At 64.6% G+C, this 23,496-nt stretch carries 22 protein-coding genes; 12 read left to right on the top strand and 10 right to left on the bottom strand.

All coding sequences use genetic code 11. The features are described 5' to 3' along the window. The first annotated feature begins 18 nt into the window (after positions 1 to 18). Positions 19 to 633 (top strand): NIPSNAP family protein, encoded by a 615-nt coding sequence (locus tag SY91_RS30435; RefSeq protein WP_023475087.1) that lies wholly within the window; start codon positions 19 to 21, stop codon positions 631 to 633. Between the two features lie 109 nt (positions 634 to 742). Here the strand turns inward: SY91_RS30435 and SY91_RS30430 are convergent, their stop codons facing one another. After that, positions 743 to 1,618, bottom strand: a complete 876-nt coding sequence (locus tag SY91_RS30430; protein ID WP_185642986.1) for a LysR family transcriptional regulator — start codon at positions 1,616 to 1,618, stop codon at positions 743 to 745. Between the two features lie 128 nt (positions 1,619 to 1,746). Here SY91_RS30430 and SY91_RS30425 point away from each other — a divergent pair, with 128 nt between their 5' ends. Further along, a complete protein-coding gene (locus tag SY91_RS30425; RefSeq protein WP_023475085.1) occupies positions 1,747 to 2,235 on the top strand; it encodes a DinB family protein in 489 nt (162 codons plus the stop codon). Between the two features lie 406 nt (positions 2,236 to 2,641). Further along, the gene (locus SY91_RS30420) at positions 2,642 to 3,847 is read left to right on the top strand and encodes an MFS transporter (protein WP_043886696.1); all 1,206 of its coding nucleotides are present in this window, start codon (positions 2,642 to 2,644) and stop codon (positions 3,845 to 3,847) included. Here the strand turns inward: SY91_RS30420 and SY91_RS30415 are convergent. After that, complete coding sequence (locus tag SY91_RS30415) at positions 3,844 to 4,737, bottom strand: LysR substrate-binding domain-containing protein (RefSeq protein WP_023475083.1); 894 nt, start codon at positions 4,735 to 4,737, stop codon at positions 3,844 to 3,846. The two genes, SY91_RS30420 and SY91_RS30415, sit on opposite strands and share 4 nt — an antisense overlap. Before the next feature lie 95 nt (positions 4,738 to 4,832). On the opposite strand from SY91_RS30415, the gene SY91_RS30410 reads away from it, so the two are divergent. The 6 genes from SY91_RS30410 to aepX all read left to right on the top strand — a co-directional run bounded on the left by SY91_RS30410 (position 4,833) and on the right by aepX (position 11,696). Further along, positions 4,833 to 6,029 carry an MFS transporter gene (locus SY91_RS30410; RefSeq protein WP_023475082.1) on the top strand — a complete coding sequence of 399 codons (1,197 nt, stop codon included), beginning with the start codon at positions 4,833 to 4,835 and terminating at the stop codon, positions 6,027 to 6,029. Positions 6,030 to 6,066: 37 nt separating this feature from the next. Beyond that, positions 6,067 to 6,888, top strand: a complete 822-nt coding sequence (locus SY91_RS30405; RefSeq protein ID WP_023475081.1) for a hypothetical protein — start codon at positions 6,067 to 6,069, stop codon at positions 6,886 to 6,888. A 128-nt stretch (positions 6,889 to 7,016) separates the two neighbouring features. Next, the gene (locus SY91_RS30400; RefSeq protein ID WP_023475080.1) at positions 7,017 to 8,246 is read left to right on the top strand and encodes a pyridoxal phosphate-dependent aminotransferase; all 1,230 of its coding nucleotides are present in this window, start codon (positions 7,017 to 7,019) and stop codon (positions 8,244 to 8,246) included. Positions 8,247 to 8,363: 117 nt separating this feature from the next. Next, positions 8,364 to 9,194: a hypothetical protein gene (locus SY91_RS30395; protein ID WP_023475079.1), complete on the top strand. Its 831-nt coding sequence runs from the start codon at positions 8,364 to 8,366 to the stop codon at positions 9,192 to 9,194. Between the two features lie 162 nt (positions 9,195 to 9,356). Next, the gene (gene fumC / locus SY91_RS30390) at positions 9,357 to 10,742 is read left to right on the top strand and encodes a class II fumarate hydratase (RefSeq protein ID WP_043886747.1); all 1,386 of its coding nucleotides are present in this window, start codon (positions 9,357 to 9,359) and stop codon (positions 10,740 to 10,742) included. A 63-nt stretch (positions 10,743 to 10,805) separates the two neighbouring features. Beyond that, entirely contained in the window at positions 10,806 to 11,696 is an 891-nt protein-coding gene (gene aepX, locus SY91_RS30385) for a phosphoenolpyruvate mutase (protein WP_023475077.1), read from the top strand. A 261-nt stretch (positions 11,697 to 11,957) separates the two neighbouring features. Here aepX and SY91_RS30380 read toward each other — a convergent pair whose 3' ends face one another. After that, positions 11,958 to 13,205 (bottom strand): acetyl-CoA carboxylase biotin carboxylase subunit family protein, encoded by a 1,248-nt coding sequence (locus tag SY91_RS30380; protein WP_023475076.1) that lies wholly within the window; start codon positions 13,203 to 13,205, stop codon positions 11,958 to 11,960. Positions 13,206 to 13,242: 37 nt separating this feature from the next. Further along, positions 13,243 to 14,187 carry a hypothetical protein gene (locus SY91_RS30375; protein ID WP_023475075.1) on the bottom strand — a complete coding sequence of 315 codons (945 nt, stop codon included), beginning with the start codon at positions 14,185 to 14,187 and terminating at the stop codon, positions 13,243 to 13,245. 147 nt (positions 14,188 to 14,334) lie between these two features. On the opposite strand from SY91_RS30375, the gene SY91_RS30370 reads away from it, so the two are divergent. Further along, positions 14,335 to 15,210: a LysR family transcriptional regulator gene (locus SY91_RS30370; RefSeq protein WP_023475074.1), complete on the top strand. Its 876-nt coding sequence runs from the start codon at positions 14,335 to 14,337 to the stop codon at positions 15,208 to 15,210. 18 nt (positions 15,211 to 15,228) lie between these two features. Here the strand turns inward: SY91_RS30370 and SY91_RS30365 are convergent, their stop codons facing one another. Together SY91_RS30365 and SY91_RS30360 are read right to left on the bottom strand one after the other, a co-directional pair. Beyond that, positions 15,229 to 16,497 carry an ATP-grasp domain-containing protein gene (locus SY91_RS30365; RefSeq protein WP_023475073.1) on the bottom strand — a complete coding sequence of 423 codons (1,269 nt, stop codon included), beginning with the start codon at positions 16,495 to 16,497 and terminating at the stop codon, positions 15,229 to 15,231. 52 nt (positions 16,498 to 16,549) lie between these two features. Continuing rightward, positions 16,550 to 18,001, bottom strand: a complete 1,452-nt coding sequence (locus SY91_RS30360; protein ID WP_023475072.1) for an MFS transporter — start codon at positions 17,999 to 18,001, stop codon at positions 16,550 to 16,552. A 396-nt stretch (positions 18,002 to 18,397) separates the two neighbouring features. Between SY91_RS30360 and SY91_RS30355 the strand changes: the two genes are divergently transcribed. Then, the gene (locus tag SY91_RS30355) at positions 18,398 to 19,519 is read left to right on the top strand and encodes a TauD/TfdA family dioxygenase (protein WP_023475071.1); all 1,122 of its coding nucleotides are present in this window, start codon (positions 18,398 to 18,400) and stop codon (positions 19,517 to 19,519) included. Between the two features lie 96 nt (positions 19,520 to 19,615). Next, on the top strand, positions 19,616 to 20,557 hold the full coding sequence (locus tag SY91_RS30350) for an ABC transporter substrate-binding protein (protein WP_023475070.1): 942 nt from the start codon (positions 19,616 to 19,618) through the stop codon (positions 20,555 to 20,557). A gap of 72 nt (positions 20,558 to 20,629) precedes the next feature. Here the strand turns inward: SY91_RS30350 and SY91_RS30345 are convergent, their stop codons facing one another. The 4 genes from SY91_RS30345 to SY91_RS30330 all read right to left on the bottom strand — a co-directional run bounded on the left by SY91_RS30345 (position 20,630) and on the right by SY91_RS30330 (position 23,473). Further along, the gene (locus SY91_RS30345; protein WP_023475069.1) at positions 20,630 to 21,169 is read right to left on the bottom strand and encodes an AidA/PixA family protein; all 540 of its coding nucleotides are present in this window, start codon (positions 21,167 to 21,169) and stop codon (positions 20,630 to 20,632) included. 65 nt (positions 21,170 to 21,234) lie between these two features. Beyond that, a complete protein-coding gene (locus SY91_RS30340; protein WP_023475068.1) occupies positions 21,235 to 21,738 on the bottom strand; it encodes an inclusion body family protein in 504 nt (167 codons plus the stop codon). A 295-nt stretch (positions 21,739 to 22,033) separates the two neighbouring features. Beyond that, complete coding sequence (locus tag SY91_RS30335; protein ID WP_023475067.1) at positions 22,034 to 22,417, bottom strand: GtrA family protein; 384 nt, start codon at positions 22,415 to 22,417, stop codon at positions 22,034 to 22,036. Positions 22,418 to 22,429: 12 nt separating this feature from the next. Continuing rightward, positions 22,430 to 23,473, bottom strand: coding sequence for a glycosyltransferase family 2 protein (locus SY91_RS30330; protein ID WP_011549064.1), 1,044 nt, complete (start codon positions 23,471 to 23,473; stop codon positions 22,430 to 22,432). Between the last annotated feature and the right edge of the window lie 23 nt (positions 23,474 to 23,496).

Below are 23,496 nucleotides of genomic sequence, written 5' to 3'. Positions count from 1 at the left end.
AGCGAAAGGAGAGCAGATATGCCGTATGAACTCACGACGTTGTCGTGTCCGCTTCTGGACCAGGACAGGGTGTCCCGCCATGCGCATCGCTGGGTATCGGATGCCGGCGCGCAAGGGCGGCTGCTTGGCGCATGGCGCACGGAAATCGGTGAGCTATCGCGGATTGTCGTGCTGCGTGGCTTCGAGACGATGGATGCATTGCAGCATGAACGCAATCGGGCGTTGAGCGCCGAGCGACCTTTCGGCATTGAAAGCGCGGCCGTTCGATTGGCCATGGAAAGCCATGCACTTTTCCCTTTTCTACCCGATATCGAACCGGGCGCATTCGGCGGCTTCTACGAGATTCGTCGTTACTGGCTGAAAGCCGGCGGTATCGCGCCGACCATGGCCGCGTGGGAACGTGCGGTGGGCCCGGCCAAAGCCTATACGTCGCATCTCGTCTGCAACATGTACGCGCTCGATGGACCGCCACGCATCACGCACATCTGGGGATTCTCGAGTCTGGAAGAACGCATGGCGTTGAGAAAGCGGCACTACGCCGAGGGTCTGTGGCCGCCGGCAGGCGGGCCGGAACAGATCGAAAGGGCGACGTCGACGATTGGCTTGCCGGAGACGTGGTCGCCGTTGCGTTGAATGCGCCGCCGGCGCAGCACGTTTGGCGCGGACGGCGCGCTGATGGATCGGGCGGCGAGGGCTCGATACAGATGACATGTGCCGTCCGCGAGAAATTCGACAAGCGATGCTAAGCGATATCCGCGGAGACGGCATCGAGAAGCCATGTCGCGACGCGCCGGCTTGCCTTGCTGCGACGGCTTACTCGTCTTTGAATCAATGAGGTTTGCCCGAGGCATTCGAGCGGCGTTCCGTCGACTGTCACCAACTCGCCGGCAGCCAGATGGTCCGCGACCAGCGATTGGCGTGCGAGCGCGACGCCGGCCCCGCGGCGAGCAGCCTCGATCATCAAGCCCGCGTCATTGAACACGATCCGCCTGCGCGCCGGCGGGATATCGCATCCGTTGACCTCATGCCAGGCGTCCCACGATGGGTGGCGAGATCCGCCGAGACGGCTGCAGTCGTCCTCGAGCAACCTCATGCCCGCGAACGCGGCCGCGCGATCGGCTTGGCTCGCCCGACTGCCGGGCGCGTAGACCGGGACCAGCACGTCGTCGGTTGCCGTCATCCGTTCTCCCGGAATCCCCGCCTTCGGATGCAAGCGGATCGCAAGATCGTATTCGCCTTCGTCGAGCGCGACGATCTCGTCCGACACGTGCAGGTCGAGACCAATGTCTTCCAGCGACAAGGAGAGCGATGCGAGCCGGGGCGCGAGCCAGCAGTGCGCGAAGGACGAAACAACGGTCATGCGGACGGTTTCCCGGCGATCGGCCAGCCTGTCGTCGGCCCGCGCGAGCGTTCTCAGTACGCCTTCCGCCGTTGCCAGATAGGCCAGGCCATCGCGGGTCAATGCGAAGCGACCATGCTCCCGGTGGATCAGGCACGTCGCGAGGCGGGTTTCGAGCGCCGCTACGCGCTGGCTGATCGCACTCTGCGACACACCTATTTCGACAGCCGCCTGCCTGAAGCTTTTCAGCCGGGCGACGGCCTCGAAGGCCCGAAGCAAGTGCGTCTGGGGCGGATCACGGCGTACGGGCATCGTCAGGCCTTATGGGTGATAAGAAAAACGCCATCGACAGGGATCATCCGGGCCCCTAGATTATCCGGACGGAATCAAAAGACAAGGGAACGGCGATGGGGAACCACTTCGAGATGCTGGCACGTTGGACCGTCTGGGCGAATGGCCTTCTCTATGAAGCATGCGCCCGTCTTCCGTCGGCGGCGTATTTTCTTGCGCGCGCCTGTGCGTTCGGGTCGATCCACAACACGCTCAATCATCTGCTTGCCACCGACCGTATCTGGCTCGGCCGGCTCTCCGGGGAAGGGCACGACATCCCGTCGCTGGACTTCGTCGTCTGCCAGGATTTTGAAAGCCTGCGTGCCGAACGGCAACGCGAGGATGAGCGGCTTGTCCGCATCATCGGCGCGGTTGCACGCGGCGACCTGGAGACGGAGGTGAACTACACGAGCATGGACGGAACGCCGCAACGAAAGCCGCTTCAACTCGTCCTTTCCCACATTTTTCTTCATCACGCCCACCATCGCGGCCAGGTTCATGCGTTGCTGTCGCAAACGCACGTTGCGCCGCCGGCTCTGGATGTCACGTATTTTCCGCTGAGGTAAGTCGTGCTTGCGTGGAAAGGGCGCAGCGTCGATCCGGGCAAGTGCAACGACCAGACGTTCTGGCTGTAGCGCACCGATTCTCCAAATCGATCATCAGCCAATTCAACACATAGGCATCGATAAGTCGTCGCGATCATTACCACGACAATGCGCCACGCGAAATTCTCGGTGGACGCCAGAATGGCGTTCTGGTCTATCATCCACGATTCATCACGCTGGGTCGGGCACAGTGCACGATCGGCAAGTACCTCGATATTGTCTATAACCAGAAGCGCAGGTCGAAGTCCGGAGTGCCGATTCGCCCGCGGCATTTTCACGGTGCTTCCATCCGAATCAGGTCGCGGTTCAAGCCATTGACTCAGCATTGCGGCGAACCAAAACCGACATTCGGTACACAATCAACGAAATGAGCGATTTGAAAAACGAAGTCTCTCTCGATACGCCGAATGGTCCCGATCCGTCCCGTCGCCGCTCGCTGATTGCCGCCTGCGGTGCGCATGCCGTGCACGACGGGTTGACCGACGTCATTTACGTGTTGTTGCCGATCTGGCAGGTGCAGTTCGCGATCAATTACGCGCAGATAGGCTTGTTGCGCGGGCTCTATTCCGGCGTGATGGCGGGTTTCCAGTTGCTCGCCAGCCGGGCAGCGCGACGCTGGGGGCGGGAGCGTTTGCTGGTGGCCGGGACCGCCCTCGCGGGCGTGGCCTATCTGATCGCGGGTCAGGCCGGTGGGCTGACGGTACTGCTGATCGCGCTGGTGTTGGGCGGACTGGGCGCAAGCACGCAGCATCCGCTCGCGTCGTCGATGGTCACCGATTCCTACGAGGCAGGCGGAGGCGTGAAGGAGGCGCTGGCCCAATACAACTTCTCCGGAGACATCGGCAAGACGCTGATACCCGGCCTGATCGGCCTGCTGTTGACGGTGGTGACGTGGCGAACCGGCGCCACGCTGATCGGCCTGCTGGGCGTGATTTCAGCGGGCCTGCTGTGGTGGCTGATTCCGTCGCGCGACGGGTCGCGAGCGGCGCGCGACAAGACGCTGAAAGCGGCCATCGGCAACGGTTCGTCCGGCGGCTTGCGCGCGCTGCTTGCGACCGGCACCCTCGACAGTGCCGTGCGGATGGGCTTTCTGACGTTCCTGCCGTTCCTGCTCAAAAACAAGGGAGCCGGCACTGCCGGTATCGGTCTCGCGCTGACGTTGCTGTTCGTGGGCGGCGCGTTCGGCAAGTTGTTCTGCGGCTATTTGGGCGCGCGCATAGGGATGATGAAGACGGTGTGGCTCACGGAGTCCGCCACGTCACTGTTGATTGTGCTCGCCGTGTTCTCGCCGCTCTTCGCGATGATGGCGATGCTCCCGCTGCTTGGACTGGCGCTGAACGGGACATCGTCCGTGCTCTACGGTGTCGTGCCGGAGCTGGCCGGTGTCGGCAAGCGCGAGCAGGCGTTCGCCTTGTTCTATACGGGCACGATCGGCGGCGGCGCGCTGTCGCCGGTTCTTTTCGGCCGTCTGGGCGACATCGCGGGCGTTCCGACCGCGCTGCTCGCGCTGGCCTCGGTTCTGCTGCTGACGCTGCCGTTATCGTGGTACGTAAAGAAGGGCCTGGAAGCCTAGCCGCCCGCGATCGACCTGGCGAACGCGATGAACTGTTCGACGCAGGTTGACGAGAACGGTTCGGACCATGTGACGACCAATTCGAGAACATGCGGCCCCGCCAGCGGCACGTAAGCGACGCCCGAGCGTTGCAACGTCGACGTGAAGCTGGGCACGATGGCGACGCCGCGTTCCGCTGCCACCAGCGACACCAGTGTCGTGATCTGCGACGCGGTAGGCCCTATTCGCGGCACAACGCCCTCATGGGCGCACAGATCCTCGAGCGCCGCATTCAGCGCGGAACCGTAACCCGCCGGAAACGTGACGAAGTTCTCCTCGACGAGTTCACGAAACTCGATCGTTGCCTTACCCGCATATTGGCTTTGGGCGGGAACCGCGGCGACGAGCGGCTCCCGCGAAACGACGAGGGCCCCGATGCCTGCTTCGGACGTCTTCGGCGCGGCCCAACCGAATCCAACGTCCATCGTACCGCCGGAGATTTGCTGGCGTTGACTGGCGGTCGATACTTCCCGAAACGCCAGCTCGACTTCCGGCATGCTGCGACTCACCTTGCGGATGATGTTCGAAAACGCGTCGGACATCGGAATGGAACTCGCATAGCCGATCACGACGCGGCCGACCATACCTTGCGCCATCTTGCGCGCCGTTGCCTCCGCCTCGTCGACTGCATGAATGACGCTCCTCGCGTGTTCGAGAAACAGCGCGCCTGCCGGCGTGAGTTGCACCGCACGTGTCGACCGTTCGAACAAGCGGATCCCGAGGTCGGATTCCAGCGCCGCGATATGGCGCGTCAAAGGCGGCTGGGCGATACGCAAACGCAACGCCGCGCGTCCGAAGTGCAATTCATCGGCGACGGTCACGAAATAGCGGAGGCGGCGTAGGTCGAGCATTTTTGTCTTTTCGGTATCAATGGCCACGAAAACAGTATTGGCACGCGTGTCGCCCACTCGTCAGACTGTCACGCAAACCAGATAGGGCATCCCCCGTGGGCAACAGAACCATCCGATTCGCATTTTTCCTGTGTGGGTTTGCGGCTTTTCTCAATCTTTATTCGACTCAGGGCATCCTGCACGAACTCGCCGCGGCATTTGGCGTGAGCGCCGAACAAGCAGGCCAGGGCATCAGCGCTACCACCTTGGCGGTCGCCATTATCGCTCCGTTCGTCGGTGCGCTGGCCGCCCGCTTCGATCGCCAGACGGTGATTTCGTGCGCCGCCGTGGCGTGCGCGCTCCCCGTTCTCTGGTCTGCGCACGCGGCGAGCTTTTCGTCGTTCCTCGCCGCCCGATTTGCCGCGGGCATGCTGATGCCGTTCATTTTCGCGATCTCGATCGCCTGCATCGGCGAGATCTTCAGCCACGACGCGGCGACGGAGGTCAGTGCGCTCTTCGTCGCCGGCACGACACTCGGCGGATTCGCCGGGCGCTTCGTGACCAATATCCTGACGTCTGCGTTCGGCTGGCGTCACGCGCTCGATTTCATCGCGTTCCTGTGTCTCGCAACGGGCCTTGCGATCCACGCGTGCCTGCCGGCGTCCGGCGCCGCGTGCCCGGACGACGATGGCGCATCGACGCCGCGCTGGAAGCTTTTGACGCACGGCCCGTTGCTGGCGTCGTTTCTGGTCGGCGCATGCGTGCTCGCATCGCAGGTCGCGACGTTCACCTTCGTCGGACTGCGACTGGCCAGTGCGCCATTTGGCTTCAATACGGTCGAGATCGGCGCGATCTATGCGGTATTTCTCGTCGCAGTCGTCGTCACGCCGCTGGCGGGCCGCGTCGCGGCGCAACGCGGCCCGCGCGATCTCGCCATCGCGGCGGCCGTACTCGCGATCGTCGGGGCATTGCTGACGCTGTCCGACAGTGTCGTCGCGATCCTGACCGGTCTCGCGCTCAGTTCGACCGCGGTGTTCGTCGAGCAGGCGTCGGCCAATGCGTTCATCTCGCGGGTGGCACGGGGTGCAAGATCGACGGCGATCGGCATCTACCTGTCCTTCTATTACTTTGGCGGAAGTCTCGGCTCGGTCCTGCCCGTCCCCCCATGGAATCGCTGGGGCTGGGCGGGCTGCGTTGCATTCGTCGTCGGTGCGCAGGCGATCGCAGGTGCACTCGTGTTTTTCTTCTGGCGCGGGATGCCTCCCGCCAGCGCAAGCAGACCGCGCTCACCCGAAGTGCGGCTGACTCGGTAGTTCACTTCAAATCACACCTGGAACCGGAGAGAAAAGGATGGAAACGTTTCAATCGCAAGCGGGGTTGCTCGATATCGTCACGCCTGTGCTTCACGAGATGAAAGGCGGAGTCCTGAAGGATGCGCTCGTTGCGGCCTTCTCGGCCGAGGAGGAGACGCTTCGGGACATTGAAAGTGCATTCCGCCGGTTGACCGAGCGTAGCTATCCGGCGTCGGCGCTGCGCACGTTTTTTGCCAGTTGGTCAAAGACCAACAATTCCGCGGCGAGCGTTTCCGGCCTTGCAAACCGGATCACGCTGCTCGCGCGCTCCGAAGCTGGTTCGGCGGCGTCGAACCAGCTTCATGACGTCTGCGCCAGCCTGCAGCGCATCACCGATGAGGATCTCGGCGCGCTGGGCGGTGTGCTCCATGCCGATCTCTTCTATACGATGGCGACGGCTGCGTGCGGTGACGACACATGGCTGCTGAAGTCCGCTTGCCTTCCGTCCGCGCAGGCATTCAAAGACTGGACGGATCGTCAGCGGCTGAAGGAGCGGGATCTCCTCATCGGCTTGCTGACCACGCTGGTTCACGAGGTTTACACGCACGGCGAAGTCGAGTTCATCCACGACCTCTACAAATCCTGGTTCCACACGCACGTCGGCATTCCGGCCGATCGCGTGCGTCACATCGTCGCGTGGGTCACCGTGCATACCGGCGGCACCGAGAGCAACCACTTCGGGCACGCCGTACAGGCGGTCAATGCGTTCGCCGACGCGATGCAGGTGACGATCGACGAGTCGGCCGCGACGACACTGTTCCAGGACTACCTGCGCCGCAAGGCGACCGTCATGCGCGAGTGTGCGCAAGCGCTCGTCTGACACAGCGCAAGGGCGGGCCGGGATCAGGACCCGTCCGACTCAATTCGTATCACTAAGCATGAGGCGCCGCCGATGACCGGCTCGCCTTGCCGTGGCTCCTGATCTCATAGGTTTTCGCCTACAACGACATGAATACACGCGACCTCCCGAAAATCGAGTTGCCGCTGTCGGACCGTGCGCGGAGCATTACCGCACCGGGCACGTCAAGCATGCGCAGCAAAGCAAACGCATTGAAGGACCGTGGCATCAAGGTAATCAATTTCGCCGCTGGAGAGCTTTCTTTAGATGCTTGTCCGCCGATGAAGGCGGGCGCGATCGATGCAGTGGAAAGCCGGCGCAATCGCTATACGCCCCCGATCGGATTGCCTCAGCTCCGTGAAAAGCTGGCGGAAAGCGTGAGCCGGCGATGCGGGACCCTGTTCACGGCAGACGAGATCGCCGTAACGGCGGGCGCAAAGCAGGCGCTCTTCAATGCGTCGATGGTCTTGCTGAACCCCGGCGACGAAGTGATCGTTCCGACGCCCTATTGGGAGACTTTTCCGACCCAGATCCGACTCGCCGGTGCAACGGCCGTCTGCGTCGACACGCAAACCGATCAGTACCGGCTGACCCGGCGTGCGGTCGAGAGCGTGCTGACGGACAGAACCCGAATGATCGTGATCAACACGCCCAACAATCCGACGGGAACCGTCTATCAGCGAGAAGAATTGCTTGGAATCGCGAGGCTCGCGTTCGACCGCCAAATCTGGGTGGTGTTCGACGAATGCTACCGGCATCTCGTCAGGCGCCCCCACGAGCATCACAACATTCTGTCGCTTTTCGAGCCGCTCAGGCAACAGACCGTCCTCGTCGACTCGTTTTCGAAAAGTCAGGCCGTGACCGGCTGGCGTGTCGGCTACGCGTGTGCGCCAGCACACGTGATATCCGCGATGCACAACCTGCAGGGACATACAACGTCAAACCCCAGCAGCCTGTCGCAGTACGCGGCGCTCAGTACGATCACGTCCGGCTCCGAAGCATTCATTGCAGAGATCAACCAGTTCCTGGAACGGCAACTGACCGAGGCACGCGCGTTTCTGGACCGGATCGAGGGCATCGCATATGCACCGCCGGAAGGCGCGTTCTATTTGTTTGTTGATGTTTCCGGAAAGTTGGGCCACCACTACCGCGGGCAGCGGATCCGCGATGTCGACCATCTCGCCGAACTGCTGCTGACGGAAGCGCACGTCGCTGTCGTTCCCGGCGCCGGCTGCGGTGATCAGAACTGCATTCGGATCTCCTATGCAATCGAGCACGAAGAGTTGGCCGAAGGCCTGATGCGCCTCGGCCAATTCATTGCGGAAATCGACGTCGATTGAACTCGATGGCTGACGCCAGAACGCGGTGCGATCGGCTTGCGGAGTAGTGCTGACATGGTGCGCCGGCCCGGCAAGTCTCATCACGATCGAAACGTTCATCAATCAAGGAGGAAGACAATGGAACATTCGACGCACGCTTTCATCGACTACGTCAACGACGCACTGGTCGATGTGGAGGACAGGCAGCTCGTCGATGCGCTGCTGACTGGCTTTGAAAACAATCGCGACAGGTTGCGCGAATACCGAAAAACCTATGAAGGAATCACGTCGAGAAAATGGTCCGCCGACTCGCTCTGTACCTTCTTTTGCGGATGGCGTAGCCCCGACGGCGCCGCCCATGCCGTATCGAGCATCATCGTGCGACTCCTGCAGGAATCCGAGTCGCTCGATGCCGAGCAGAACAAGGTGAAGATGCTGACAGCCGCGCGACACTGCGGCGAGATTATCGTCGAGGATATTGGTCTCGGCGAGCTGCACGGACATCCGCACCACTCGAAGCTGTATCACCGGATGGCAACTGCCATTTGCGGTTCTGACAACTGGCGTCTGCAGGACCGGTTTCTCGATCCCGTCACGAAGGAATTTTCTGCATGGGTGGGACAGAAGCGTCCGCTCGCTCCCGACCTGATCGAGGCCATTGAAATGATGGCGATGACCGAGCTGTTCAACACGGGCGAATACAACCTGATGACGCCGATGTGGAAGAAATGGATCCGCGAGTCGTTCTCGGTTACGGCGACCGAAGTCAACCGGATAGCGTCGTTTCTGAGCGTGCATTGCGGAAGCGTCGAAGCGCGGCATTTCAGGCACGCGGCTGACGCGCTGACGCTCTATGCGGAAGCATCGAACCAAAAGATCAATTATCGCCGTATCGGCATGCTGTCCGACGAGTATGTGATCCGGGCCTGCGAGCACCTTGGAAAAATGGCGTCGGTGCTCCACGCGTGATGGGCCGGTGAAACAAGCCGAACGCGGCGCACACCGGCGCGACCTGCGAGGCCGGATATGGAAGCTGCGGACACCGGCCGGCGAATGCATTCGAATCTTGCTTCGTCAAATGAACAAGTCCACCTCTCGCTGCGGCGAGCTACTGAATCGAGGTTAATGAGCATGCGTATCGAATCAGATTCGATGGGTCCCATCCAGGTCCCGTCGGACAAATACTGGGGTGCACAAACCGAGCGCTCCATTATCAATTTTCCGATCGGCCAATCCCGCTTCAAGTGGGGGCGGTCGATCATCCGTGCAATGGGCATCCTGAAGAAGGCATCTGCGCTCGCGAACCTCAAACTCGGCGAGTTGCCGGAAGCGATCGCCATCCCGATCTCTGAGGCGGCGGATGAAGTGATTTCCGGGGCACTCGACGAGCATTTTCCTCTGGTGGTGTTTCAGACTGGATCCGGAACGCAGTCGAACATGAATGTCAACGAGGTCATCTCCAATCGCGCAATCGAAATGAAGGGTGGGGTGCTCGGCAGCAAGACACCGATTCATCCGAACGATCACGTCAATCGCGGCCAGTCGTCGAACGACACATTTCCCACTGCGATGTATATCGCAGTCGTCACGGAACTATTCGACGTGTTGTTCCCGAGCGTGATGGCGTTGCGCGATACGTTGTTGGAGAAATCCGAGCGATTTTTCGACGTCGTGAAGGTGGGGCGCACGCATTTGCAGGACGCGACTCCGATCACACTCGGGCAGGAGATTGGCGGCTGGGTGAAGCAGATCGACTATTCGCTAGCCTCGATCCGAACCAACCTGACTGGCCTGTACGATCTCGCGATCGGTGGCACGGCTGTGGGAACGGGGTTAAACGCGCATCCGCTGTTCGGTGACACGTGCGCGGCAATCATTGGAGAACTCACAGGTCATCCGTTCCGGTCGTCGGCCAACAAGTTCTTTGCGCTGTCCGCGCACGACGCGCTCGTCAGCACGTCCGCGGCGATCCGGACGCTTGCGATGGCGCTGTTGAAGATCGCCAACGATGTTCGCTGGCTTGCAAGCGGGCCGCGCTGCGGGATCGGCGAGATCCACATTCCCGAGAACGAGCCCGGCTCGTCGATCATGCCCGGGAAGGTCAATCCGACGCAATGCGAAGCGCTCACAATGGTTTGCACGCAGGTATTCGGCAACGACGCGACTGTCGCATTCGCCGGGAGTCAGGGGAATTTCCAGCTCAACGTGTACAAACCCGTGATGGTCCATAACGTACTGGAGAGCATCACGTTGCTCGCCGACGCGTGTCACGCGTTCAACGTGCATTGCGCGGTCGGCATCGAGCCCAATCTCCAGCAGATCGACGAGAACCTCGAAAAGAACCTCATGCTGGTCACCGCGCTCAATCGCCATATCGGCTACGACAACGCAGCGATCGTTGCGAAGACGGCCCACCGCGAAGGGAAATCGCTGCGTGAAGTCGCGAATGCGCTGGGATTCGTTGCGCTGGCAGATTTCGACCGATACGTCGTGCCGCTTGACATGACGCGATCCTGATAAGTAGCGCTGGTTTCTTTCCATTGTGATGCAAGTCGCCGATCAAGAACAAAGGGGAACCACATGCCCGATACGGACATTCGCAGAACCACCCTCAGGGAGCTGCTCGCGATCAAGCAGTGCATTCGCGTCCTTGAGGCGCATAGCCCGATCTCCGCATTGCTGGCGGAGCGCGCTCGGCTCGAACTGGCTTCGGGACAGTGCGTCGGCTATGACGCGATCTGGTCGAGCTCGTTGACCGATTCGACGCATAAAGGCTTGCCGGACATCGAGATCCTGTCGCCGAGTAATCGCCTTCAAGGCATTCGGGAGATTTTTGACGTGTGCGCTCTGCCGATGATTTTCGACGGCGACACCGGCGGGAAACCGGAGCATTTTGCGATTCACGTGAAAATGCTCGAGCGCGCCGGCGTATCGGCCGTCATCATCGAGGACAAGTGCGGGCTCAAGAAGAACTCGCTGTTCGGCAATGCGGTGCCCCAGACTCAGGACGATATCGAGGACTTCTCCGAGAAAATTCGGGTCGGCTGCGCGAGCCGGATAGGTCGCGACCTGATGATCGTTGCTCGCTGCGAGAGTCTGATTCTGGACAAAGGTATCGACGAGGCGATTGGTCGCTGCTTCTCATATGTCGAGGCGGGTGCGGACGGGATCATGATTCACAGCCGCAAGAAGGATGGTCAGGAGATCCTGGATTTTGCGCGGCAGTTCCGGCGGCGCCATGTGGACGTGCCTTTGATCTGCGTGCCGACGAGCTATGCCCATCTCCGGTTCGACGAGCTTCAGGAGGCCGGATTCAACGTGGTGATCTATGCAAACCACATGCTTCGAAGTGCGTATATGGCGATGCGAGATGTTGCCATCGACATCCTCACGCATGGAAGAACGCTCGAGGTCGAGCCGCGATGCCTCGGCATAGATGAAATCCTCGATCTTGTACCGGGAACGCGATGAACGACCGTCCTGCTGCCCTAATCGACGCGCATCGTTTTTCGAACGTGACGTTGAGGTTTGCAGCCAGATTCCGGTTCGGACAGCAGGCGAGTTCACGGCCGTACTCGACGTGTATGGGCACGCCACATGCAACGTGGAGGAGGCTGCCCACTGTGTAGGGGCGCACATCGACGAACATGGACGTGATCCCGCTTGAAGTGCGACACGGCTGCGCTTGGGTAGCAACGCAGCGAATCTGGATGGCCCGGCGTACGTGTCAGGTTATTTCGCTGGTTGAAGGCCCGGATAAGGTGACGGTGCTGCCGCCAGCGTTGGCTGCACGCCGCTGTCGCGCTCGGCCACTGAAGCCGGGCTATCCGCCGAACCGTGCCCCGCCGGCAACGCCACCCGCACATAAAGAAATGCGCGCCGTTCGCGATCGGGCAGCACTTGCGGCCCGTAGCTGATCCTGACCGCGCCATCGTCGATCTCCCCGCCCCGCGCGAAACGCCACGCGCCGGGATCGCTGTCGAGCAGGAATTCGGCGCGCGCATACGCATGCGGCTCGAACAGCTCGGGGATCGTCACCGTCCTTCCGTCGAGCTTGTCGAGCAACGCTTCGACCACGTTGAAGCCGTAGCCGTCGCGCACGATGTCGCAGATGAAGCTGCCCGCGATGCGCGGATTCAGTTCGATCACGTGCGGCACGCCGTCATGCACGATGCAGTCGAGATGCACGGGCCCCCACGTGAGCCCGGCGGCGGCCGTCGCACGCGTGCCGACGTCGATCAGCGCGCGCAGCGTGTCGGCGTCGAGATCGAGTTCCGACGTATACCCGCGCTCGAGAAAACCTGCACCATGCCGCTTCAGCTTGCGCAGCGCGCCGACGTAGCGGCCGTCGAAATACTCGACGCAATATTCGCTGCCCGCCAGGAATTCCTCGATGACGACGCGTTCGGTCGCAAGCGCGGGTGCGCCGGCCTGCGCGGCGGCGGCGAGCGTGTCGAGCTGCGCGCGCACGGCGGCGATGTCCTCGCAGCGGCGCACGCCGTCGCTCGCGGAGCCTTCCGACGGCTTGACGACGACCGGGAAGCGCAACGGGGCAGCCGCCGCCGCGAGCGCCGCCGGCGCGGCCAGCGTACCCGCGACGAACTGCGCGGCCGGGATGCCGTGCTCGGCGAGCAGCGCTTTCTGGTTCGACTTCGACACCGCGTACGCGACATGCCGCGCATCGGGGCCGGGCAACCCGAGCGCATCGGCGACCCATGCCGCGGTGCGCGCATAGGTATCGTGCGCGGTCGTCACGCGCAGCGTGTCGAGTTCGTCCGGAAAGTGCGCGCGCAGCCAGCCGGCGAGCTGGCCGGCGTCGGGCGCGAGGTTGACCGTCTCGACGCCGTCGGGAAACACGCCGTCGAGACGATGCCCGGGCGCGGTGATGACGGTCACGGCCACCTGGCGTGCGAGGGCGGCGCGCACCAGCGCGATGCTGCTGCCGGTGGCGCGTGCGCCGATCACGATGAGTCGCTTCATGAGGAATCCTTGATCGAAGGCGGAAGAGGGAAACCGGCTAGCGTGCGCGCCTGCGCAGGCGCTGCGCCTCGAGGCGCGGCAGCAGATGCTGGACGACGCGCGGCAGCGTATAGATCGGCAACTGCGCGCACGCGAACACGAGCGCCATGGTCGGCGTCGCGGCTAGCCCTAGCGCGGCCCACATCAGCCCAACGTTGCGATTGGCGACGATCAGCGCGACGTTCAGGCGCGTGCGGACGTCGCCGGGCGTGAGCCCGTACGCGACAATCTGAAAACCCGCGTTGACGGCGAACGCGAGGGCGATCGCGGTCAACGCGCGGTGCGGGGCGTCGATGATCGACTGCTGCATGCCGGCCATCGTGCCGAGCGCGAATATGAGCAGCGCGACGACGACGATGGCGTCGATCGGTGTCGCATGGCGCGCGAGCCGTGCGCCCGCAAAGCGCCGCACGAGCAGCGCGACGCCCTCGGCGCTGCCGATCAGCAGCGCGAGCCGCAGCGCGAGGCTCGACGGCGAGATCGACACCGCCGCGTCGTGGCTGAACCACGCGGTCAGCAGCGGCGCGGTCAGCGGCACGAACACCATCGACGCGAGGGTCGCGACGAGCGCGACGCTGGCGTCGAGCGACAGCATCCGCGCGATCGTCGACGTGCCGCTCGACGGCGGCGCGCAGTAGGCGATCACCAGTGCCACGACCCAGTCGTACGGCAGGCCGGCGAGCCGCGCGGCGATGCCGAGCGCGACCGGGCACGCGATCATCGTCATCGCGGGCAGCAGCAGCGACACCGCGGGCCGTCGCGCGACCGCGCGCACGGCGCTCGGTTCGACGCGCAGCAGCGTGCCGAGCACGAACACGAACACGGTAACGGGCATCAGCGGCCGCGCGAGCGCCGCGAGCGGCGGCACCAGCAGCCCGAGGCCGACGCCGCACGCGAGCACGGTCGGACCGCGCCGCACCAGCGCGGCGATCAGTGCACGCACGGACGAACCTCGGGCCGGCGGCGAACGGGCGTGAAGCCGAAGCAGGCAACGGATGGCATGCGGATTCCTCGGAACATGCCCTAGGCTAATCCGGATGATGGGCGAAGTAAAATGATATAAACTGAATCGGTAACAAGAGAAATCGATATGAACATCCCTCTGCTCGAAACTTTCCGGGCCGTCGTGCAGGAAGGCAGCGCGTTGCGTGCGGCCGAACGGCTCGGCTGCACGCAATCGAACGTCACCGCGCGGCTGCGTCAGCTCGAGGAGTCGCTGGACGCGCCGCTGTTCGACCGGCACGGCAAGCGGCTGGTGCTGAACGATGCCGGGCGCCGGCTGATTCCGTATTGCGATCGCATCCTGCGCCTCGTCGACGAGGCGACGCAGGTGGTGCGCGAAACGCCGATTGCCCGCAGCTTCCGGCTCGGTTCGATGGAAAGCACGGCCGCCACGCGGCTGCCGGCGCTGGCCGCCGCGCTGAAGGAACGCGACCCGGCGCTCGGCCTCGCGGTGCAGATCGGCAGCGAGCCGGATCTGGCCGACGCGCTGCTGCGCGGCCGGATCGACGCGGCGCTGACCGCACGGGCGGTGGTCCGGCCCGGGTTGCGTTACGGGCCCGCGTTCGCGGAAGACATGGTGCTGGTGAGCGCGGCGACCGTCACGCGCCGGCAGTTGCTGGCCGGCAACACGGTGCGCTTGCTCGCGTTTCACGATGGCTGCCCGTATCGCGCGGTCGCGGAGCATTGGCTGAAGGCGCGCGGCATCGCGATCGAATCGGTGTCGTCGTTCGGCACGTTCGGCGCGATCCTCGGCTGCGTGGCGGCCGGGATGGGCGTCGCGATCCTGCCGAAGCGGATCACGACCGAACACGTGGCGCGCAAGGCGCTGCGCGCGCACGCGTTCGACGATCTCGACAGCGTGACCACCTACCTCGTCACGCCCGACGAAGCGCCTGCCTTGCCCGAGCTCGACGCGTTGCGCGCGGTGCTGGGCCGGCAGGCGGGGGCGTTGCTCGCGCGCTGATACACGCATGACGCGGCCCTAGGCCGGCGCAACCGCGCCTTCGTCCGCGAAGAAATCGGCCTCGATCTCGCGAATCCGCCGGCAATCCTCGAGCAGCCGCTCGAAGGTCGGGCTGTACAGGCCGACCGTGCCGAGTGCGGTTTGCAGGTCGGTGGTCACGCGCAGCGTGTCGCCGACCTTGATCCACTGCTTGAGCCCGACGAACGACGGCAGCGCCTGGATCGCCTGCCACGTGAAATCCTGCCGTAGCACGCCGTTGCGCGACGACAGCAGCAGCACGTGCCCGCAGTACCCGCGAAAATCCGTCGGCGCGGCGACGTCGCCGAACAGCCGCTCCGGATGCAGCACCGCTTCGACGGCGGCCGACACGTGATTCTCGCCGCTGACCGCACTCGTCAGCCGCGGATCGAGGCTGCCGTGCAGCCGGGCGTTCAGCTCGACGATCGTCGGGCCGTCGACCGTATCGAACAGCTCCAGGTGGGTCGGCCCGAAACGCACGTCGAGCGCGTCGAGCACGTCGGCCGCGTAGTCGAGCAGCGGGGCGTAGCGCGGGTCGGCGTGGTTCAGCACCAGCATCTTGTCGAGCCGCGGCGCGTGCGTGCGGTCGCGATGCACTTCCCACAGGCTGACCACGCGGTGCCGGCCTTCGAACGATACCGAGTCGACGATGTATTCCTGCCCTTCGGAATAGCTCTGGATCACGATGTCGTCGTTCGGCTGGTTGTACAGCGAACGGGTGGCCAGCACGTCGCGCGCGGCGGCCTCGACCTGCTCGAGCGTCCGGCAGATCTTCACGCCGGCCACGCCCGCGCTGCGCGCCGGCTTCACGACGAGCGGCAGCGTGCCGTGCGCGCGCGCCCAATCGAGCGCCTTATCGACCGACGTGCTGTGGAAGTGCGCCGGCGCGCGCAGCCCGGCCTGGCGAATGCGTTCGTTCATCGCGAACTTGTCGCGCCGTGCGGCGGAGGTCGCGAGCGGGTTGCGCGACGGCACGTCGAGCCGCTCGGCCAGCGTGTCGGCCAGCTCGAGCGCCGCATCGAGGCCGTGCAGCACGGCGCCGATCCGCAGATCGTTCAACTGCGCGAGTGTCGCGTCGATGTCGCCGCGATGCTGTACCTGGCGGATGTAGTCGGATGGCACGAACTGGTTCCGGTAGATTTCGGGCAGATCGGGGTCGCTGATCACATGCGCGCAATGGATGCCGTATGCACGAAACGCGGGGGCCAGGTAGGCGGCGGTCGACGCGCCGTCGACGATCAGGACGGTATCGATGAAGCGATGCTGCATGGATTCCTCGCTCGGATGGGGATCGGTTGAAGGAGGTCGGGCGACGGCGCGCTCAGGCCCGCGTGCCGGTACCGGATGCGTCGCGGGGCCAGCGTGCGGCCAGCACGACACAGATCGCGACGAGCACGGTCGCGATCGCAAACGCGCGCGCCGCACCGGCCACGATTGCCGCGCCCTGGCCGGCGACCAGCGCGCCGAGTGCCGCGACGCCGATCGCGGCGCCCACCTGGCGCGCGGTATTGAGGATCGCGGACGCGGTGCCCGAGCGGCCGGCCTCGACGCTGCCGAGCATCGTCGACGTCAGCGCGGGAATCGCGATGCCGCCGCCGATCGCCATCGCCGCGAGCCCGGGCGCCAGCAGCACGTACGGCGTGTGCGGGGCGAGCGTCTGCCACAGCCACGCGTAGCCGGCGAGCGAGACGGCGAGGCCGATGATGACGGTCGCGCGGAAGCCGTAGCGGACCGCGAGCCGCGCGCTTGCGACGTTGGCGAGCATGATGATCGTGAGCGGCGCGAGCGCGAGCCCTGATTCGGTCGCCGTGAAGCCGCGCGCGTTCTGGAAATAGACGCTGAGCGAGAAGATCAGCCCGTAGAACGCCGCATTCGTGACCGCGCCGATTGCCAGCACGCCCGGCACGCGCGGGAGCCGGAACAACGCGAGCTGCAGCATCGGCGCGGCCACGCGCCGTTCGATCGCGACGAACAACGCGCCGAATACGACCGACGCGATCAGCGCGCCGGCCGCATACGAGTCACCCAACCCATGCGCGCCGGCCCGGATGATCCCGCCCGTCAGCAGCCCGAGCACGAGCACCGCGACGAACTGGCCGGCCGGATCGAACAGCCGCGTGCGCGCGGCGGCCGAATCCCGCACGTGGCGCAGCGTGAGCCACAGCCCGAGCGCGCAGATCGGCAGGTTGATGAAGAAGATCGCGCGCCAGCCGAGCGAATCGATCAGCAGGCCGCCGAGCGTCGGCCCGGCCGCGCTGATTGCGCCGCCCGTCGCGCTCCACCACGCGACGGCTCGCACGCGGGCGGCGGCATCGTTGGCGCAAGCATGGGTGATGAGCGCGAGCGACGTGGGCAGGATCATCGCGGCGCCGACGCCCTGCGCGACCCGCGCGGCGACCAGCGTGACCAGCGACGGCGCGAGCGCGCAACCGAGCGACGCGAGCAGGAACAGCGCAAGGCCGTACGCGAACAGCCGGCGGCTGCCGAAGCGGTCGGCCAGCGTGCCGGAGGTCAGCAGCAGTGCGGCGAACGACAGCGTGTACGCATCGACGATCCACTGCAGCCCGTGGATGCTCGATCCGAACGCGTGGCCGAGGCTCGGAATCGCGACGTTGACGACGGTCACGTCGAGCTGCACGATCGCGAAGCCGAGGCTCGCGGCCGCGACGGTCGGGAAGATCGCGCGCAGCGACGTGCGGGGCGAATCCGCGGCGGCGGTCGGCACGCGGTCGCCACGGTCGACGCGGTCGAGCGTCGGGGCACGGTCGCTCATCGCGGCTCCCGGGGCGTGCGGCAGGTATGCGGCGGAAGGCGGTATCGATTCATCGAGCAGGTTTCCGTATGGCGGATGAAGGAAGCCGGCTGCCCGTCGGGCGCTGGCCGCATCGTCGAATCCGACAGAAAACTAGCATCGACCCGTTGGCAAATACAAATAATAAGCAGCGATTTTTTAACAAGTATTCGTGTTAAGGGATGACGCCAGGGACGTGAACCGGTTCCGTGCGCATTGCTGAACTTATATCGATAATTTTTGTTTGCAATCGAATTAATATCATTTCGTAATGCAATGACGGTCTCCTAGTCTTGTCGAGCGCTTCGCACCGAGGACGGCGGAGCGCGGCGGTGATGCCACGCCGCTCTTCGAACCAGATCTTTATACGAGAGACCTATGACCTATCTCGCAGATGCACGCATCGCTTTGACGGCAGCGGAATCCGCTCACATTCGCCAGACGCTCGGCGCGCTGGTCTACGACCCGGCCGGCGGCGCAGGCTATATCAGCGCGGTCCGCAAGCTGGCCTACAACGCGTTTCCCGACCGGATCGTCGACGCATTCGATCGCGCCAAGGCGCCGACCGCGGACGCGCATGGCTCGATCGAGATCGACAACCTGCCGATCGACGACGACGTGAAGGGCAGCCCGCGCTTCGAGGAAACCGGCCGCTCGTTCAAGGCCGGCGTGCTGAGCGAGAACGTGCTGGTCGCGTTGAGCACGCTGGCCGGCGAACCGTACTCGATCGCACACGAGGGCCGCGAGCTGGTGAACAACCTGACGCCGCACAAGGCGACCGCGCGCGACTACACGGGCCTCGGCTCGGAGGTCGAGCTCGACTTTCATATCGAGAACGCCGCGCAGGCGCACATGCCGGAAGGCGACACGTCGCCGTTCGCGCTGCTGCTGCTCGGCGTGCGCAGCGAGGCCGGCGGCGGCCCGTACACGCGGCTCGCCGATGCGCGCCGTGCGCTGCAACTGCTGTCGCCGGACGATATCGCGCAACTCTACGGCGAGCACTACATCATCCGCGTGCCGTACCGGTGGCGCGGCGCGGCGCCCACGCCGCGCGACAACACGGACCTGAGCGCCGTGCTGTCGGGGCCGCTCGATGCGCCGCGCGTGACGGTCGCGTTCTATCCGGACATGGTGCTGGCGGTCAACACGCGCGCGCAGGAAGCGCTGGCCAACCTGTATCGCGCGGTGCGCGAGGTGTCGTTCGGCGTGCAGGTGTCGCCGGGCAAGCTGGTGCTGATCAACAATCACTTCACGCTGCATTCGCGCGACCGCTTCGATCCGCAGTACGACGAGAACGACCGCGCGTTTCGCTGGGTGCAGCGCGTGTTCGTCGCGCGCAGCCTGTGGAATTTCCGCGCGTTCACGCCGCTGCAGGCGCGTGTGTTCGACCCGAAGGCGCTGTATGCGGGCGAATCGGCGCAGGCCAGGCAGCCGTCGCCCGTCGTGCAACCGGCGCCGCAGCGTGCGGCCGCGGTCGAACTCGAAGCGACGCCTGCGTGATCGATCCGGCTGGGCAGCGGCCGGCGCCGGCCGTTGCCGACCCGCTGCCCGCCCTCGCTCCACGCATCCTCGAATAAAAACAGGATTCCACAAGACATGAGCAGAACCGCCTTTGCCGTTACACGCATCGCCCGCGTGCTGGCCGCCGCGCTGATCGCCGGGAGCGCCGTCGCCGCGCACGCCGCATCGTTCGACCTGAGCCCCGAGCAGCCGGCCCGGCAGCGCGGCACCGTGAACCCGGCCGTCGAGCAGGCCTTGCCGGCCGGCTTCCGGTTCGCCGAAGCGAACACGCTGACGATCGGCATCGCGCCGAACTTGCCGCCGCTCAGCACCTATGCGACCGACGCGCGCACGGTGGTCGGCTTCGATCCCGATCTCGCGCAACTGATCGCGGACAGCGTCGGCCGCAAGCTGAAGATCGTGCCGCTCGCGTGGGCCGACTGGCCGCTTGCGCTGCAGTCGGGCAAGGTCGATGCGGTGATCTCGAACGTGACGGTGACCGAGCAGCGCAAGGAGAAGTTCGATTTCTCGACTTACCGGAAGGACCAGCTCGGCTTCTACGTGAAGACCGGCAGCAAGCTGGCCGCGATCCGCGAGCCGAAGGACGTCGCGGGGCTGCGCGTCGTGACCGATTCGGGCACGAACCAGGAAAAGATCCTGCTCGAATGGAACCGGCAGAACGTCGCGCGCGGCCTCGCGCCGGTCGAGATCCAGTATTACGCGGATGCGGCCGAGCGCTGGGTCGCGTTGCAGTCGGGCCGGGTCGACACGATCTTCAGCGTGAATTCGATGCTCGCGTACCAGGCGTCGCTGCGTGGCGATGCGAAACTGATCGGCACCGTCAGCGGCGGCTGGCCGCGCACCGCGGATATCGCGATCACGACCCGCAAGGGCAGCGGCCTCGCCGATCCGCTGACGCTCGCGATCAATGCGCTGATCGCGAACGGCAGCTACCGGAAGGCGCTCGATCACTGGCAGCTGGATGCCGAGGCGATCGACCGGTCGCAGACCAATCCGCCGGGGCTGCCGCGCACTTGACGACGGCGCATGGCGAGACTCGAGCGAGCGGCCGCTGTTCGGCTGCAGCATGAAATGGCGGCTGCGATCCGGCTACGGGTTGACGCCGGACGGTTTCGTGCCCGGCCGGTTGCCCGCGATCTCGATCGTCGTTTCCCAGCGGAAGTAGCCCGATACGGCGCCGTCGCGATCGAGCACGGCGAAATCGGCCGTGCATGTGGTACTGCCCGGCGCCAGCACTTCGCCGCGCCAGAAATGGTCCTTCATCGGCCGGCACGATGGATGCAGCAGGTCATCGCCGTCCGGCACCGGCGTGGCGGCGTCGCGGATTTCCGCTTCGAGCGGCGTGACGATGCCCGCGTCCTTCAGCGCGAACCGGACGAACAGCACGGTGACCTCCGCACGCAGCGCCAGCGCGGTTTCGCGCAGATGAAGCTGGTCACCCGGCGACAGGCCGGCGAAGAGCCGGTTGTCGTTGTGTCCGACCTGCCCGGCGTCGCCGGGGCTCAACACGTAGATGTGCCGGCCGTCGATCACGGTCGGCGCGTCGGCGTCCCGGCTCGCCTCGGGGTAGGCCGACAGAAGCGTGACGGCGTCGACGATCGCGAGCGCATCGCAACGAACACCAGACATGAGCACCTCCTCCGCAACAAGGGAGCGGCGCGGGCAGCCGTCGTGCGGCCGCCCGCATGCCGCGATCAGTTATGGATCGAGATGAACGGGTCCCACGAGAAGCAGCCCTGGCTCTGGCAATTGCGATCGATGATCTGGAACTGGAAGTGGTAGGTCACGCGGCCGACCTTCAGGCATTCCGACGACCAGTAGTAGTTCGCGACCTTCTGACACGTCGGTACTTCCGGCTTGCTGGTGTTCGGCACCGGGATCGACGCCTCCGCGACCCGCGGCGTCGGCGTCGAGATCAGGTCGTTGCCGACGTTGCCGATGAACTTGTAGAACACCACCTGGTTTTCGAAGCCCAGCGACAGGCTCGTTTCGCGCCAGCGGATCAGGTCGCCGACCTGCGCCTTCAGATCGAGCTCGCCGCCCGCCTGCCCGGAAATGACGTTGTCCTGGTTGGTGACCATGTAGACGTAGTGCCAGTCGATCAGCGTCGGCGCCGCCGGATTCTTGCTGGGATTCGGATATTTTTTGAGAATGGTTTCGGTATCGAACGAAACGAGCACATCGGTAACGCGTGACATAGAAGCTCCCGTTTGAAGTAATGGGACTTATCGTTGCGCGAATTGCTTCGTGCAGCCGCCATCGCCTTGTGCTGCAAGGCTTTTCGCCGGTATCGACACATCCAGAAGCGACGGCGAATGCAGATTATCCCGTTTGGTTAAACGTGGAAGCTGTAAAGGTAAACAGGTCGATAAAATGATTTATCGAGTTAATTTTAAAATCGGAATCAATCGATTCGATGCGTGACATGAATATCACGAAATTGAATCTGTTAATTGATTGGCCGATGATGTGCGGGGACGGAAGAAGGGGCGCTTACCGGTAGGTCCAGAGCCGGTGCAGCACGAACGTCGTCGGCGGGATCAGCAGCGCGATCGCGACGACGCCCATTGCCCGCGGCGCATCCAGCGCCTCGGCGGCGCGCGCGATGAGCATCGTTTCGACGAACCCGGCGAGCATGACCGCGAGAAAGCGCATCGCGTTGCGGGTGCGCACCGTCGACGAGAAGCTCCACAGCGTATTCGCCAGGTACGAGAATGCGGTGGCGCAGAGGAATGCGATCGCGTTCGCGGTCACCGGCGCCGCATCGAGGCGCGTGAACAGCGCCGTCGCGACCAGCACATGGATCGCGGTCGAGCAGAGCCCGGACACGCCGAAGCGCACGAGCCGCGTGCGCTCGGCCTGGAGCTGTGTGCTCATGGCGAGCGCGGGTCAGCGCGCGCCGATGCGCGCCCGGACCGGCTGCGCGCGCCGGCGAGCCGGCTGCCGGCGTGCGTCGCGCGCGACCGGCAGTTCGATCACCTTGCCGTGCGCCTGGTAGCGGCGGCGGATCAGGTAGACGGGCCGTTGCTTCGATTCGTCGTAGATCCGCCCGACGTATTCGCCGACGACGCCGATCCCGATCAGCTCGATGCCGCCGATGAACAGCGTGACCGAGATCAGCGACGCGTAGCCGAGCACCGGGTTGCCGAACAGCAGCGTGCGCAGGATGATGAACGCGCCGTACACGAACGCGAGCGCCGCGATGCCGACGCCGATGTAGGTCCAGCTGCGCAGCGGCACGGTGCTGAAGCTGGTGATGCCTTCCAGCGCGAAATTCCACAGCTTCCAGCCGGAGAATTTCGAGTGTCCGGCGCTGCGCGGATCGCGCTGGTATTCGACGATCACGGTCTTGTAGCCGACCCACGCGAACAGCCCTTTCATGAAGCGGTGCCGCTCGGGCAGGTTGCGCAGCGCGTTCACGACCTTGCGGTCCATCAACCGGAAATCGCCGACGTTCTCCGGCAGCTTCACGTCCGACAGCAGGTTGTGCACGCGATAGTAGAGCGCGGCGGCGGTGCGCTTCGCGAACGAATCGCACGCGCGGTTGCTGCGTTTCGCCGCGACGACCTCCGCGCCGTCGCGCCAGTGCTCGATCATCACCGGGATCAGGCTCGGCGGGTCCTGCAGGTCGGCGTCGAGCGGGATCACCGCGTCGCCGGCGGCTTCGTCGAGGCCGGCCGTCAGCGCGGCCTCCTTGCCGAAGTTGCGGGTCAGGTCGATCACGCGCACGCGCCGCTCGGCGGCGCCGATCCGGACCAGGCGTTCCAGCGTATCGTCGCGGCTGCCGTCGTTCACGCAGACGATCTCGAAGCGGATCGCATCGATCGCGCTCAGCAACGGAATCACGACGTCGAAGAAGCGCTCGACGGCTTCGCCTTCGTTGTAGAACGGCACGACCAGCGAGACGAGCGGCGTGTAGATGGATTCCCGCATGATGATTCCCCTTGTGATGTCGT

The organism is Burkholderia cenocepacia, assembly GCF_014211915.1.
Lineage (GTDB): Bacteria > Pseudomonadota > Gammaproteobacteria > Burkholderiales > Burkholderiaceae > Burkholderia > Burkholderia orbicola.
Note: the sequence above shows the minus strand (reverse complement) of the source record. Positions and strands in the feature narration are given on the sequence as shown.

Bases quoted from the DNA above. Each gene is read 5' to 3' on its own strand.
- aepX (WP_023475077.1), top strand. From the start codon at position 10,806: ATGCCCGATACGGACATTCGCAGAACCACCCTCAGGGAGCTGCTCGCG.
- SY91_RS30395 (WP_023475079.1), top strand. From the start codon at position 8,364: ATGGAACATTCGACGCACGCTTTCATCGACTACGTCAACGACGCACTG.
- SY91_RS30425 (WP_023475085.1), top strand. From the start codon at position 1,747: ATGGGGAACCACTTCGAGATGCTGGCACGTTGGACCGTCTGGGCGAAT.
- SY91_RS30370 (WP_023475074.1), top strand. From the start codon at position 14,335: ATGAACATCCCTCTGCTCGAAACTTTCCGGGCCGTCGTGCAGGAAGGC.
- SY91_RS30360 (WP_023475072.1), bottom strand. From the start codon at position 18,001: ATGAGCGACCGTGCCCCGACGCTCGACCGCGTCGACCGTGGCGACCGC.
- SY91_RS30400 (WP_023475080.1), top strand. From the start codon at position 7,017: ATGAATACACGCGACCTCCCGAAAATCGAGTTGCCGCTGTCGGACCGT.
- fumC (WP_043886747.1), top strand. From the start codon at position 9,357: ATGCGTATCGAATCAGATTCGATGGGTCCCATCCAGGTCCCGTCGGAC.
- SY91_RS30380 (WP_023475076.1), bottom strand. From the start codon at position 13,205: ATGAAGCGACTCATCGTGATCGGCGCACGCGCCACCGGCAGCAGCATC.
- SY91_RS30435 (WP_023475087.1), top strand. From the start codon at position 19: ATGCCGTATGAACTCACGACGTTGTCGTGTCCGCTTCTGGACCAGGAC.
- SY91_RS30335 (WP_023475067.1), bottom strand. From the start codon at position 22,417: ATGAGCACACAGCTCCAGGCCGAGCGCACGCGGCTCGTGCGCTTCGGC.
- SY91_RS30345 (WP_023475069.1), bottom strand. From the start codon at position 21,169: ATGTCTGGTGTTCGTTGCGATGCGCTCGCGATCGTCGACGCCGTCACG.
- SY91_RS30355 (WP_023475071.1), top strand. From the start codon at position 18,398: ATGACCTATCTCGCAGATGCACGCATCGCTTTGACGGCAGCGGAATCC.
- SY91_RS30340 (WP_023475068.1), bottom strand. From the start codon at position 21,738: ATGTCACGCGTTACCGATGTGCTCGTTTCGTTCGATACCGAAACCATT.
- SY91_RS30415 (WP_023475083.1), bottom strand. From the start codon at position 4,737: ATGCTCGACCTACGCCGCCTCCGCTATTTCGTGACCGTCGCCGATGAA.
- SY91_RS30365 (WP_023475073.1), bottom strand. From the start codon at position 16,497: ATGCAGCATCGCTTCATCGATACCGTCCTGATCGTCGACGGCGCGTCG.
- SY91_RS30405 (WP_023475081.1), top strand. From the start codon at position 6,067: ATGGAAACGTTTCAATCGCAAGCGGGGTTGCTCGATATCGTCACGCCT.
- SY91_RS30330 (WP_011549064.1), bottom strand. From the start codon at position 23,473: ATGCGGGAATCCATCTACACGCCGCTCGTCTCGCTGGTCGTGCCGTTC.
- SY91_RS30350 (WP_023475070.1), top strand. From the start codon at position 19,616: ATGAGCAGAACCGCCTTTGCCGTTACACGCATCGCCCGCGTGCTGGCC.
- SY91_RS30420 (WP_043886696.1), top strand. From the start codon at position 2,642: ATGAGCGATTTGAAAAACGAAGTCTCTCTCGATACGCCGAATGGTCCC.